13 protein-coding genes are annotated in these 13832 nt (G+C 45.6%); 5 read left to right on the top strand and 8 right to left on the bottom strand.

All coding sequences use genetic code 11. The annotated features are described in order from the left end of the window. The first annotated feature begins 183 nt into the window (after nucleotides 1–183). Both gloA and R7H07_RS01085 read left to right on the top strand, forming a co-directional pair. Nucleotides 184–570 carry a lactoylglutathione lyase gene (gene gloA / locus R7H07_RS01080; protein WP_017635331.1) on the top strand — a complete coding sequence of 129 codons (387 nt, stop codon included), beginning with the start codon at nucleotides 184–186 and terminating at the stop codon, nucleotides 568–570. 11 nt (nucleotides 571–581) lie between these two features. Beyond that, complete coding sequence (locus R7H07_RS01085) at nucleotides 582–1682, top strand: alkene reductase (RefSeq protein ID WP_206958814.1); 1101 nt, start codon at nucleotides 582–584, stop codon at nucleotides 1680–1682. Between the two features lie 117 nt (nucleotides 1683–1799). On the opposite strand, the gene R7H07_RS01090 is transcribed toward R7H07_RS01085, so the two are convergent. After that, nucleotides 1800–2075, bottom strand: coding sequence for a nitrogenase-stabilizing/protective protein NifW (locus tag R7H07_RS01090; protein ID WP_017635333.1), 276 nt, complete (start codon nucleotides 2073–2075; stop codon nucleotides 1800–1802). Between the two features lie 241 nt (nucleotides 2076–2316). On the opposite strand from R7H07_RS01090, the gene R7H07_RS01095 reads away from it, so the two are divergent. Further along, a complete protein-coding gene (locus R7H07_RS01095) occupies nucleotides 2317–4167 on the top strand; it encodes an acyltransferase family protein (RefSeq protein WP_206958813.1) in 1851 nt (616 codons plus the stop codon). A gap of 80 nt (nucleotides 4168–4247) precedes the next feature. Here the strand turns inward: R7H07_RS01095 and R7H07_RS01100 are convergent, their stop codons facing one another. The 4 genes from R7H07_RS01100 to R7H07_RS01115 form a co-directional block, all read right to left on the bottom strand. Next, nucleotides 4248–4718 carry an RES family NAD+ phosphorylase gene (locus R7H07_RS01100; protein WP_005376497.1) on the bottom strand — a complete coding sequence of 157 codons (471 nt, stop codon included), beginning with the start codon at nucleotides 4716–4718 and terminating at the stop codon, nucleotides 4248–4250. Between the two features lies 1 nt (nucleotide 4719). Next, entirely contained in the window at nucleotides 4720–5172 is a 453-nt protein-coding gene (locus tag R7H07_RS01105; protein ID WP_005376498.1) for an antitoxin Xre/MbcA/ParS toxin-binding domain-containing protein, read from the bottom strand. 174 nt (nucleotides 5173–5346) lie between these two features. Next, complete coding sequence (katG, locus tag R7H07_RS01110; protein ID WP_206958812.1) at nucleotides 5347–7521, bottom strand: catalase/peroxidase HPI; 2175 nt, start codon at nucleotides 7519–7521, stop codon at nucleotides 5347–5349. Between the two features lie 186 nt (nucleotides 7522–7707). Next, nucleotides 7708–9249: a glutamate synthase-related protein gene (locus tag R7H07_RS01115; protein WP_206958811.1), complete on the bottom strand. Its 1542-nt coding sequence runs from the start codon at nucleotides 9247–9249 to the stop codon at nucleotides 7708–7710. A gap of 156 nt (nucleotides 9250–9405) precedes the next feature. Here R7H07_RS01115 and R7H07_RS01120 point away from each other — a divergent pair, with 156 nt between their 5' ends. Then, complete coding sequence (locus R7H07_RS01120; protein WP_005376501.1) at nucleotides 9406–9885, top strand: aminoacyl-tRNA deacylase; 480 nt, start codon at nucleotides 9406–9408, stop codon at nucleotides 9883–9885. Nucleotides 9886–10060: 175 nt separating this feature from the next. Here the strand turns inward: R7H07_RS01120 and R7H07_RS01125 are convergent, their stop codons facing one another. From R7H07_RS01125 to R7H07_RS01135, 3 genes are all read right to left on the bottom strand, one after another. Continuing rightward, complete coding sequence (locus R7H07_RS01125; protein ID WP_025767833.1) at nucleotides 10061–11473, bottom strand: coniferyl aldehyde dehydrogenase; 1413 nt, start codon at nucleotides 11471–11473, stop codon at nucleotides 10061–10063. 125 nt (nucleotides 11474–11598) lie between these two features. Further along, nucleotides 11599–12171, bottom strand: a complete 573-nt coding sequence (locus R7H07_RS01130; RefSeq protein ID WP_025767834.1) for a GNAT family N-acetyltransferase — start codon at nucleotides 12169–12171, stop codon at nucleotides 11599–11601. A gap of 104 nt (nucleotides 12172–12275) precedes the next feature. Beyond that, entirely contained in the window at nucleotides 12276–12734 is a 459-nt protein-coding gene (locus tag R7H07_RS01135) for an NUDIX hydrolase (protein ID WP_025767835.1), read from the bottom strand. A 168-nt stretch (nucleotides 12735–12902) separates the two neighbouring features. Between R7H07_RS01135 and R7H07_RS01140 the strand changes: the two genes are divergently transcribed. Then, nucleotides 12903–13808: a DMT family transporter gene (locus R7H07_RS01140; protein WP_005376505.1), complete on the top strand. Its 906-nt coding sequence runs from the start codon at nucleotides 12903–12905 to the stop codon at nucleotides 13806–13808. The last annotated feature ends 24 nt before the right edge of the window (nucleotides 13809–13832 follow it).

The following is a 13832-nucleotide window of genomic DNA, read 5'->3' on the forward strand; positions in this document are numbered from 1 at the left end:
ATTAGCATATGCCAACAATTAAAAAGAAACGGCGAGTAATCTTTGTTTGCATGTTGCAGGGCCAGCAACCTCGCTTTTCATAACACTAAATAATCATTTTAATAATTAACGATAATTTCCAGTTTATTTAGAGTGGCGATATGGTTTGCATAGTGATTACGCAACGTTATGAAAAGGCGACTTATGAAGTTTCTCCACACGATGATCCGTGTAGCTGACCTAGACAAATCTATCGAATTTTATACAAAAGTTCTGGGAATGAGTGTTTTGGATCGTTTTGAAAACCAAGAATACCGTTACTCACTGGTGTTTGTTGGTAACACTGATCAACCAGATGGCGCGACCATCGAGCTAACTTATAACTGGGATACCGACAGTTACGACTTGGGTAACGCATTCGGACACATGGCACTGGGGTCTGAAGATATTTACGCCGCTTGCGAAAAAATTAAAGCGCTTGGTGGCAACGTTACTCGCGAGCCAGGTCCAATGAAAGGCGGAGAAACTCACATCGCGTTCATTAAAGATCCCGATGGTTACCAAATCGAACTCATCCAAACTCAAAAATAACGAGGTTTCCTATGACAGACGCATTATTTCAACCCATTCAACTTGGCTCTCTCTCATTAAAAAACCGTATCGTTATGCCTCCGATGACGCGCTCTCGTGCTTCTCAACCAGGTAATATCGCTAACGATATGATGGCGACCTACTATGCTCAACGTGCTGAAGCGGGCCTAATCGTTGCTGAAGGCACACAAATTTCGCCAATGGGTCAAGGCTATGCATGGACACCAGGCATTTACAGCCCAGAGCAAATTGCTGGCTGGAAAAGGGTAACTAATGCGGTGCACGAGAATGGCGGCACTATCTTCGCGCAATTGTGGCACGTTGGTCGCGTGACTCACCCTGATAACATTGGCGGTGAGCAACCTATTTCTTCTTCTGCGCTAAAAGCAGAAAACGTGAAAGTATTTGTCGATAACGGCACAGACGAACCGGGTTTTGTCGACGTGGTTGAGCCACGTGAAATGACCAAACAAGACATCAAGAACGTTATTGAAGAGTACCGCCAAGCCGCCCTAAACGCGATAGAAGCCGGATTCGATGGTATCGAGCTTCATGCAGCGAATGGCTACTTGGTTAACCAGTTTATCGATTCTGAAGCGAATAACCGCACCGATGAATACGGTGGCTCTATTGAAAACCGTCTGCGTTTTCTTGGTGAAGTGATAGAAGCGATGACGCAAGCTATTGGCGCTGAGCGTGTTGGTGTTCGTCTTGCACCATTCACTTCGTTAAATGGCACCGTTGATAGTACGCCAGTCGAAACCTACACCGCCGCTGCAGCGCTGCTTGATAAACTCAATGTGGTTTACATTCACATTGCAGAAGTAGATTGGGACGACGCGCCAGACACTCCGCACAACTTTAAAACCGCAGTTCGTGAGGCGTACAAAGGTACACTGATTTATGCCGGTCGTTACAACGCTGAAAAGGCGCAACACGCGATCGAAAGTGGTTTAGCTGACATGATTGGCTTTGGCCGTCCGTTTGTTGCAAACCCAGACTTACCAAGCCGCATCAAACATGGCTATCCACTGGCAGAACATGACCCTGCCACATTGTTCGGCGGCGGTGAAAAAGGCTTAGTGGACTACCCTGCGTATCACGCGGGTTAATTCATCTACGTAAAGCTGATTCGCAACTCGCGACAAACCAATAGCTAACCCAAAAGAACCTTGCTCTTCCCCCTGTGACGCCAAGATGCAGGGTTCTTTTTAGGCAAGCCACCAGAATTAACGTCTTTGACAAGATGTACAACCTCGGCACGCAGAGCGCGTCGTTTTACTGAGCAAACGGCGTTGTACTTTACAGTAAGCATTCTTTAAAGCACGACGACCTGAAAACCAATCATCCGGTTTAGTGAGGATTAAGTAGCCGTTAAACCTCTTAACCAACTCGGTTCGGTTGTTTTCGATAAATCGGCTATCAAACTCGATGTCGAAGTAATCCAAAGCCTCTTCGATACAAGTAAAGCTGGCAATTTTTTCCTGAATCGTATTCTCTGTCATCGTTTCTTTAGCGTAATCATTTTCAATGAAGTCTAAGTGCCTCGCGCTTTACGTTCTTTGATTTAGCGCTTCTTAAGATCATTCTTTATGGGGTTTCCATATTGAAATTCAATTTGGGAATTCGTTAACCCACCTAGCATTTTCATTTTGACAATCACTTTAAGGCACTGATTTAAATAAACATTATTTCTGGTTCATATTTTGCTCTACTTCATTAAACGGAATGTTGGAGCAACACGATATGACTTACAGAGCAGAAGTAGACGGATTAAGGGCGATTGCTGTCACGTTGGTGATTTTGTTTCATGCAGGAGTTGAGCAATTCGCTGGTGGCTTTATTGGCGTCGACGTATTCTTTGTGATCAGCGGCTATTTGATCACTGCCATCGTGATTAACGACTTAGAAAACCAGAAGTTCAGCCTTGGTGATTTTTATGAGCGACGCATTCGTCGCATACTCCCCCTCTTACTGGTGGTGATCGCCGTCAGCTATTTGATGTCTTGGTGGCTATTTTTGCCGCAAGCACACAAAGACGTTGGTCAATTTGCAGTGTCTTCCATTCTCTCTTCATCCAACATTCTTCTGTATTTGAAAGGCCACAATTACTTCGGTTTAGAAGATCAAGCCAACCCGCTGTTCCACACATGGAGCTTGGGCGTTGAAGAACAATACTACATTGTCATTCCTTTGCTACTCATGCTACTCGCTCGTGGCAAAAACGCGTTTTACCTGACTTTTTTTATCACGGTATTTGTGCTGAGTTTGATGACTATTGTCTACGCGAGCAACGATCCTGATTTCGCTTTTTACATGATCTTCTCTCGCGCTTGGGAGCTGGCAACCGGTTCATTACTCGCATTAGTGATGAGAAAAGTCCAAGTTCAATCTAACGATACTCTAGCAACCATTGGCATCGTTTTGATATTGGCTTCCTCGCTTTTGTTTGAAAAATCGCAAGATGGCGCGGGCATTACGCTGCTGGTGCCGGTCATCGGTAGCGCGTTGGTGATTTTGTTTGCCTCTAAAGACAATGTCTGCGGTAGATTACTGAGCCTAAAGTGGGTCGTGTTCGTCGGCTTAATCAGCTACAGCTTATACTTGTGGCACATTCCATTATTTGTCTTTTACCGCTACGTGTTGGACACAACACAAGACATCAATATCCCACTTTACGTTGTCACTCTTTTTGTACTTTCTTACTTCACTTGGCGCTTTATTGAAAAGCCGTTCCGTAGCCGAAAAGCCATGAGCATGCGCACTGTGTCCGCGGTTATTGTGTTGTTGACGTTGCCCTTGCTAACGCTCGGCGTTATCGGTCATCAAAACGGTGGTTTTCCAGAAAGAAGCGCATTTTTCGAGGCTATGCGCGTTAACAACGGTTATGGTTTAGATTGCAACGGCAACACCAACGTTAACGATGTGTGCTCGTCTGCGCCGCAGCCCGCCATCGCTGTGTTAGGCAATAGTCACAGCATGGTTTACGTGAAGCGTCTATCCGAAGTAACACCAACTGGCGTGGTGCAACTTACTCAAGATTCCTGTGCGGTCGGTTATGTCGACATCCTAGAAGCTGCTGGCTCAATTTCTTGCCGACAGTTCTTCAATGAGGCTGTCGATACCATCCTAAGTACCCCTTCCATTCGTCGTGTGGTTATCTCTTCTAATTTCAATAAAGAGCTTTCACAAGCCGATTATGAAGCATCATTAACCAAATTATTGAATGAACTGAAAGGAAAGGAAGTGGTCGTTTTCGGTCCAACCCCTTCTGCACCGTTTGCGGTAGGAGAATGCCTTTGGAAAGCGCGTTTGTTTGGCGAGACAGAAGAGTCTGCCTGCGACTTTTCTCCCAAACAACATCACCCTCAAAACGTGGCGAAGTTAGTGAACTACTTTGAGCAATTTGAGCACGTTGAGTTTGTCGACTTGACCGATGCCATTTGCAGAAATGGCGTATGTCGAATGAGAGTTGGAGCAAACAATGCGATGTATACGGATGACAGCCATTTATCTTACAAAGGTGCTGAGTTGGTGCTTGGGCATTACCTCAACACTACAAATGAAGCGCAACAGTTCACTTACGACCGACAATAACCAAGGGAATAAACTTTTATGCTTCAGCGCTTATCTCAGGTAAGCGCTGAATGCTTTAAAGCAAGACAAAGCCAGCGCGTCTATTTGAAAATTCGCGGATCAAACGCGAAATCGAGCTTTTCGGCTTTCTTGATGATCTCTTTCATTTTGGGATGATTTGGATTCACCACATAGTTTTTATCACGAGGTGAAATCGTTGAAGGCACTTGCAGCGCGGCAAACTCTGGATGAGGATCATTGAGAAACTGATCACCAATGTACTGCGTAGACTCGCTCGCCGGTATTGCTCGCCACGTCACAGGGAGATCTTCTTCATCTAAGGTGGCGATGAGGTATTCTGGCATTTCAATACGATATAAATCGTAAAGTTTGGTGATAGCAGGATCGTTGTTTACGTGAACAAATACTTCCAACGAGCAAAGGGATTCCGATTCAGAGAAGTAGAGGGCTTCGGTTCCTTTTGAATTCCATCGCCCTCCAAACAACTTTGCGCCAACGGGGCTGAATGGCGTGTCAGCGAATTTCTTTTGTGTGAGACGATAGAGCTTCATATTACGAGAATACCCCGTGCTCTAAACGGCCGATCAAATCTTTTACGATTTCAAAATCCACCGTGGTCGAGACCATATCAAGTGGACGTTTTCCACCTAAGCCGTACACATTCTCTCTCATCCATTTTAACGCGCGCTCTTCGTCGTCAAACAGTTCTGTCGCGAGTTTCAATAACATCGCTAATCGATAGATTGCATCACTTTCTTGCGTATTGAAGCGTTCATCGTTTTTTAGACGACGCTTAACCGTGCTGACAGGTATCAATGTGACGTTTTGAAACTCACTCTGAGAAAGCTTCACACGCTCAACAATATTGCGATACACCTTTGGCTCAAAGCCTTTGTGAACCGCATCAGTGCGACCTGTTTCAGCGTCTTCAATACCCAACATAAACCAGAAATTGGCTTTATGAGGTTGTTTCGGTTTGAAGCTTTTTAATGCTGCAGTTGCCATATCAAGCTCCTATGGTTCATATGGTCCATTTATTATGGTTCAAATGAGCTTAACTTTCAATCAAAGTAACAATCAAAGTAAAAAGATAGGTAAAGAAAAAGGCGAGCTTTTCGCCCGCCTCTCTTACTTATTCATCAACTTTGTTTACGCATCTATCGATGAACATCGTTTCACTTATTGCAAGTCAAAACGATCCGCGTTCATGACTTTCGTCCATGCGGCGATGAAGTCATGGATGAATTTTTCCTGATTATCATCTTGCGCATACACTTCCGCATACGAACGCAGGATCGAGTTTGAACCAAAGACAAGATCCACTCGAGTAGCCGTCCACTTCACAGCGTCGGTTTTACGATCACGGATTTCATATTGATTAGCACTCACTGGTTTCCACGTATATGCCATGTCAGTAAGGTTCACGAAGAAATCATTCGACAAAGTGCCGACTCGGTCAGTAAATACGCCCTCTTTTCCACCGCCGTAGTTACTGCCTAGAACGCGCATACCACCGATAAGTACCGTCATTTCTGGCGCCGTTAGTCCCATAAGCTGAGCACGATCTAATAAAAGCTCTTCTGGCTTAACCGCGTAGTCTTTCTTCAACCAATTCCGGAAACCGTCAGCAACAGGCTCAAGTACTTCGAATGATTCAACATCCGTCATCTCTTGGGTGGCATCACCTCGGCCTGGCGCGAATGGCACAGATACACCATGACCTGCGGCACGCGCAGCCAGTTCAATACCTACGTTACCAGCAAGCACGATAGCATCTGCAACACTACAGCCCTCTTCTGCTGCTATTTTTTCTAGCACAGCAAGAACACGGCTTAGACGTTCAGGTTCGTTCCCTTGCCAATCTTTTTGCGGAGCCAAGCGAATTCTCGCGCCATTTGCACCGCCTCGGCGGTCAGAGCCACGGTAAGTACGCGCACTATCCCACGCCGTACTTACTAACTCACTAATGGATAGGCCACTTGCTTCGATTTTTGTTTTTACTAAATCAACATCGTAGTCTGCCTTACCTGCGGGCGTTGGGTCTTGCCAAATAAGATCTTCGCTTGGCACATCAGGGCCGAAATAACATGATTTTGGTCCTAGATCGCGGTGTGTCAACTTAAACCAGGCACGAGCAAAAACGTCATCAAAGTACGCAGGGTCATTTTGGAACTTTTCTGCAATCTTACGATATTCAGGGTCCATTTTGAGCGCCATATCGGCGTCGGTCATGATTGGATTGTAGCGCTTAGAACCGTCTTCAACATCGACAGGCTTGTCTTCTTCTTCAATGTCGATTGGCTCCCATTGCCATGCACCTGCTGGGCTCTTTTTCAGTTCCCAGTCATACTTAAATAGTAGGTGGAAGTATCCGTAGTCCCATTGTGTAGGGTGTGTTGTCCAAGCACCTTCAATGCCACTCGTTACCGTGTCACGACCAATACCACGTGTTTTGTGATTAATCCAGCCAAGACCTTGCTCATGAACGTCTGCTGCTTCGGGCTCTGGGCCAAGGTTTGCGGCATCACCATTACCATGACACTTACCCACCGTGTGACCACCAGCTGTGAGCGCGACGGTTTCTTCATCGTTCATTGCCATTCGCGCAAAGGTCACTCGCATGTCATGTGCTGTTTTGAGAGGATCTGGGTTACCGTCTACCCCTTCAGGGTTCACATAGATAAGACCCATCATTACTGCAGCAAGCGGGTTTTCTAAATCTCGCTCACCAGAGTAGCGGCTGTTATCAGCGTCACTTGTGGCTAACCATTCTTGCTCAGAGCCCCAGTAAGTGTCTTTTTCTGGGTGCCAAATGTCCTCTCGTCCAAACGCAAAGCCAAAGGTCTTAAAACCCATGGATTCGTACGCCATGTTACCGGCAAGGACAATCAGGTCTGCCCAACTTAGTTTGTTGCCATATTTTTTCTTGATTGGCCATAAAAGGCGTCGAGCCTTATCGAGGTTGGCGTTATCTGGCCAAGAGTTGAGAGGAGCAAAGCGTTGGTTGCCTGTAGCAGCACCGCCACGGCCATCCGCAATACGATAACTGCCCGCTGCATGCCATGCCATTCGGATCATTAAACCACCGTAGTGTCCCCAGTCGGCAGGCCACCAGTCTTGGCTATCAGTCATTAAATCTTTTAAATCTTTTTTAAGTGCTTCGACATCTAGCTTTTTCAGTTCTTCTTTGTAATTAAAGTCCTGACCAAATGGGTTGGTTTTGGAGTCGTGTTGATGCAGGATGTCTAAGTTCAAGGCATTCGGCCACCAATCCATCACCGACTTATCTGTAGATGTTTGCCCACCATGCATAACTGGACATTTACCTACCGAACCGCCGTTTGCTTTGCTCATATAATGCTCCTTCGTGTCGTGGTTGTGGTAACCACTCTTTGTTATTCAATAAATCGAATATCCACCTCAAACAGCGTAGTCCATACACTGTTTTTTTAGTTAACGCCAAGTCAAAATTTCAAACATTTCAGCGAATAAATAATTGTTATCAAACATGTACCTATATGTAGAAAATATGGATAGAGATCAGTTTAAGTCCATACCTGAATACTTAATCCCAGACAGCCTCGCCATGTTGTGATCCCAGGTCGCTAAATCATGATGACTAAATTCATTCAGAGCGTGATGACCACACGCCCTCGCCATGACTTGCATGAGCTCGACCGAGGATTCGAAGAAATTTTTCAGTTGCTGGGATGACTTTTCAACGTCGAGACGCTGCCTCAAATCGGCATTTTGTGTCGCAATGCCTGCCGGGCAATTATTGGTGTTGCAGATGCGAGCCGCGACACAACCGATCGATTGCATCGCACTGTTTGCTATCGCTACTCCGTCTGCTCCAAGTGCCAACGCTTTGACAAAATCCGTAGGAACTCGCAACCCACCGGTGATGATTAATGTGACACGGTCACTTACGCCTTTTTCATCTAAGTACTTACGTGCACGAGCTAACGCAGGGATGGTGGGTACACTAATATGATCACGGAACATAGTTGGCGCCGCACCCGTGCCACCACCGCGACCATCTAAGATGATGTAATCAGCCCCAGCATCAAGCGCAAACTGAATGTCTTGCTCAATATGGTTGGCACTGAGTTTAAATCCAATTGGAATACCGCCTGTGATGCCACGAACTCTGTCAGCAAACTTTCTGAAATCGTGAGTAGTGTGAAGATCTTTGAACGTTGGTGGTGATATCGCTGGTTGTCCCTCGGGGATGCCTCTCACCTGAGAGATCTTACCTACATTTTTATTTGCAGGCAGATGACCACCCGTGCCCGTTTTTGCTCCTTGCCCGCCTTTGAAGTGAAACGCCTGAACATTAAGAAGCTTAGATTCGTCGTAGCCAAATTGAGCACTAGCAAGCTCATAGAAATACCGTGAATTGGCGGCTTGCTCTTCCGGTAACATGCCACCCTCACCAGAGCAAATCCCAGTCCCTGCCAACTCTGCACCTTTTGCTAGTGCAATTTTCGCCTCTTCAGAAAGTGCGCCAAAACTCATGTCCGACACCAACAAAGGAATGGCGAGTCTGAGCGGCTTACGCGCGTTTGGTCCCACAATCAACTCGGTAGACACAGGAACGTCTTCCAACAACGGTTGTGTCGCCATTTGCGCCACCATGATTTGTATAGCATCCCAATGTGGTAGCAAATGCCTAGGAACCCCCATTGCAGCCATCGGACCATGATGACCGAGTTTAGAGAGTCCTTCTCTCGCTAATTGGTGGATAAACTCGAGGGTTGGCTCTTCTTGAGTAGCAGACGCCGTTGGTTTGTCTCTTTTCTCTCGCTTTTGTTCCGGTCCCTCTTTACCGACTTGCTCTGCGGTAAATCGCTTGTGTGTACCATCACAAAAAGGAGCATTGGCGGTATGCTTACATTGGCAGAGATAGGCATCTTCGTCTTTTTCCGCACTAAAGCTCATTGGCTTTAAGCCGGTTCCCGAATGAGACCCATCGCAGTAAGGTTGATTTTTAGAACGCCCACATCGGCAGAAGTAATATTCTTGCCCAGCTTTCAACTCTACTTTGATCGGCTTGTTATCAGCGATGATTGGCTTGCTCATGTTGCCCCCTATTTATTATTGTTAACCATGCTTTCTCGCTGGCTTGCAATAAGCGTAGAACAGGAGCGTAAAGAGCGTCAGTGTCGCCGAGTAAAATGCGCGATTGTCGCCCGACTAACCTATACTTTTTATGGGTCTCATACACGTGGAGGCTATATGACGATTGCAACCCGATTAGATGAATATTTGACTGAGCATAACATTCACTTTCAAACCGTGAATCACAGCCACAGTCATAGCTCGCTACAAAGTGGTGTTGCAGCAGGTGTGCCTTTAATGAATATCGCAAAAGGTGTGATTCTAGAGGATCATGAAGGGCGTCATATGATGGCGGTCTTACCTGCCAACAACAAAATCAGTTTGTCGAGATTAAACGACGAGTTTAACGCCACCTTCCACTTGGTGAAAGAGCGTATGGTTTACCGACTCTTCACCGATTGTGAACACGGCGCTATTCCACCGATTGGTAGTCCTTACCACATGTCGACAGTTTGCGATGAAAGATTAGCAAACTTGGAACATGTCTACCTTGAAGCTGGCGATCATGAAACTCTGATTAAGCTGGACCGAAAGGCGTTTAAAGAACTGATGAACGACTGTAGATATCTAAGATTCAGCAGTGAAGTTCTGCATTAAACTTGCCAAGATCTCTCGACACTTCCTGAACAAGGCTCTTTCAGCAAGAGCCTTTCTTTGTTTTGTTGGTAGCACGCGAAGGAAGTTTCTCGAACTTTGGTGCCCAGCGTTTCAGAGCATATAGAAACAAAAAACCGCCTATTCGGGCGGTTTTTTATCAATCAAATCATAATTATTATCGAACAAAGATCTTTTGGATCGCTTTTATCGCCATAGCCCTACGGCGCATTAATACGCTCGTTCTTGGCAACCATTTCGGTGTGTGAAGAATGGTTTTCGCATGACTAAAAGTTCTGAATCCTTCCTCTCCGTGATAATGCCCAATACCCGATTCACCAACGCCACCAAAAGGCGCATCTTCAGCGCCAACATGTAAAACCGTATCATTAACGCCGACGCCACCACTGTGGGTGTTGCGTACAATATGTTTGATGGTCGATTTGTCGTCCGACATAACATACAGCGCAAGTGGTCTTTGGTGCTGATTAATGTAGTCAATCGCTTCATCAACGGCATTGTAGGGCTTAACAGGTAGAAATGGCCCGAAGATCTCCTCTTGCATGATTCGCATATTCGGCGACACATCCGTGACCAAATGAGGATACAGAAGTCGTTCCTCTTGGGGCGACGCTTCAACAGTGTGAAGGTTAGCACCTTGCGCTTTTGCATCCTCAAGTAGCGCAGTCAAACGATCATATTGTCGTTGGTTGACAATATGGGTCAGCTTTTGATTCTTGTTGGATTTTAAATAGAGCTTTTCAAAACGTTTTAAGAATAGCGAAATGAACTCTTCGACACGTTCTTGCGGTACAAATGCGTAGTCAGGCGCGACACAAATCTGGCCTGCATTAATGCATTTACCAAACAAGATAGCATCAACGGCTTTCTTCATGTCTGCATCTTTTGCAATGATCACCGGGGACTTTCCACCCAACTCTAACGTCACCGGGGTAAGGTTTTCCGCTGCCGCTTTTGCCACTGCGCGACCAACACTCGTAGAACCCGTGAACAAAAGGTGATCGAATGGCAGTTGGCTGAATGCTTGTGCGACGTCTGCTTCACCCTCAAAAACTTCGACATACTCAGACAACCCACGGCAAATATCGACGATGACTTTATTGGTTTTTGGCGTAAATTCGCTGAGCTTCATCATCACGCGGTTGCCAGCAGCCAATGCTGTCACTAAAGGCGCAAGGCTCAAAATCACAGGAAAGTTCCACGGCGAAATGATCCCGACGACACCTAACGGTTGATACTGAACGGTGACTTTAGAAGGTGCGAGCAATAAGCCGGATTCGCGCTTGCTGGGTTTGCACCATTTTTTTAGTCGTTTGAGGGTATAATTAATATGCGAGACCGTTGGCAAAACGTCGGTCATAGCGGTATCAAATTCTGAGCGATAGCCAAAATCGTCACTTAACGCTTCAACCAGAGCTTGTTTGTTCTCAAGCAGCGATTTTTTTAACAAAACGAGGCGCTGTTTACGTTCATCCACACTAGGATAAGGTTCGGCTGCATATGCCGCTTTTAAGCGTTCGAGGCTTTGCTGTAACAAGTTATCTACTTCAACCTCTGTGATTGCGTTCATGATGCTTCTCCTAACCTAGTTTCTACCAATGACGCCCCAAGTTAACACGAGCGCAACAATGTTACTATTGTAGCGCTCGTGAAGTTAGAGTTCGAACTCTGATTAAAATATCTCTAGGGTGGATACTACGTCAAACGTAGTTCATAAATGCCTAGTCGTTGAGAGCGGTCAAGCATATCGAACTCATGATCAACGTATTCTTTTAATGTGGCGCCTGCACGCTCAGCAATATTGATGCTAGCGATGTTATCTTCCATACAATGGAACTGAATGAATTGTGCGTGCCCTTTCTTCTTCAAAAAAGGGATCAATACTGCGAGTACTTGATCAATCACACGATGGCCTCGTCCATTGTTGGCAAGCCAGTAGCCAATTTCAGTAACACGTGTATGTGAATCCACACCTTTAATACCAATAACACCCGTAAGTTGCTCATCAAAATAAATTGCGCACCAGTGGGAATCTAGCGCATTACTGTTCACTCGCTGGGAAATGTAGTTCACGGCCTCTCGATGATTCGTGACAGAATCCGTCCAAGGTAGATAGCCCTCAAGGCTCTCTCGGTGAGTGTTCACAACCTCTAGTAAAGCGGACGCGTGTTTCGTGTTGAGGGGCTCAATTGAGACCCTTTGCGAGACGGAAAAACGCTTCTGTAAGTGATTTCCTTGATACGTCTCTTGGCATGTGACTTCATCCATAGATGTTATTCCTTTTTATTGTGAACGCTCAGCGCAAATCCTAACGCTTCATTTTATGAGAACAAACCTCTCTATAAAAACTAATCAAAGCCGTTGCCGTTCATTTAGCCCTTTTGATCGATCAGCGTAAATGGCGTTAGTGATGCCACATCTACATAATGTTTCCATACATGTTCATAGAGGTGATGCTGATTGGCAAACGGAGCCAGCTGCTTAGCTTCTTCAAGCGTACACCAGCGATACTCGGTATGCTCTTCGTTGAGAACAACTGATTGGTTAGGCGGACAAAGTAGCACAAAACATGGGATAACCATGATACGGTTATTTTTTGCTTCGTAGAACTGCTCTAGAAAGTCTGCTGTATGTAACTCAACTTGGTCAATTCGTGTCTCTTCTTTTAACTCTCTTAAAATGGTTTGCCACCCGGCTTCACCCGCTTCGATACCACCTGCAACATGGCACCAATAGCCACCTTTTACGCGTTTGAGTAACAGCATTTTTTCTATGCCATCAATTTTTGAAATGACAACGCCTGAAACATGCGTTGCTTTTATCGGGATCATGTAAGCTCCTTAAATATCGAGTTTTTATTGTTACGCTGAGAGAGACAGATTAATTGCTACGTATTCTACTGTTTATTCATCTTGTCGACAGAAGTGTTTGAGTTGAGAGGATTTAATCGCTAACTAAGTATGCTAAAGTGAGATCTGTCGCAACAAATGAGCAGTAAAATGTCCAATTCATTCAACACTATGATTCCCATCGGTGTGCGCTTTATGGTGCTTTCCGCGTTCGGCTTTGCTCTGATGTCGGCTACAGTAAAGCACGTCGGCAACTACGGTATCCCCGTTTTTGAAATCGTTGCAGCAAGAGCGCTCGTTTCACTTATCATTAGTTATTTCGATGTAAAGCGAAAACGAATTTCTGTATGGGGCAATAATAAGCCATTACTATTTGCACGCGGTGCTGTGGGTACGATGGCTCTGATGTGTGTATATTATTCAGTGACCACCTTACCTTTGGCAGAAGCGACGATATTCCAATATATTCATCCGGTATTTACTGCACTACTCGCCGTATTTTTCTTGAAAGAGCGCATCCAGCCGTCAACTTTCCTTTGTATTGCGTTGTGCTTACTCGGCATCTATATCATGGTAAGCCCAGAAACTGGGCAAGGCTCAGATAGCGCTTTACCAATGTTTAGCGTCATGATTGCGATCTTAGGCGCATTTGGTAGCTCAATTGCCTACGTCATTGTCAGAAAACTGAGTCAGACAGAAGACAGCTCAGTGATCATTTTCTATTTCCCGTTGGTTGCTCTCCCCGCTTCACTCTTACTGATTGGCGACGATTTTGTAATGCCCGATCTATATCTGACTTTCATGTTGGTTCTAGTTGGTGTCTTTACCCAAATTGGACAATTGGGGTTAACCAAAGCGATGCAAACTCAACAAGCGGGTAAAGCCTCCGCTTATTCGTATATCCAGATCGTATTTTCTGTGTTGTTGGGCATCATTTTCTTTGGCGAGGTTCCGATCATTTGGACGTACGTCGGTGGCGGTCTGATTGTTACAGGCGCATTAATTAATGCGTTTGGTCATCACTTACGGTTACCTTTTATTAAGCGCAACGCTTGATATACCTCGCCAGAACCGTAAACA

Origin of the sequence: Vibrio sp. Vb1127, assembly GCF_033338735.1 — a bacterium.
Classification (GTDB): Bacteria; Pseudomonadota; Gammaproteobacteria; order Enterobacterales; family Vibrionaceae; genus Vibrio; species Vibrio alginolyticus.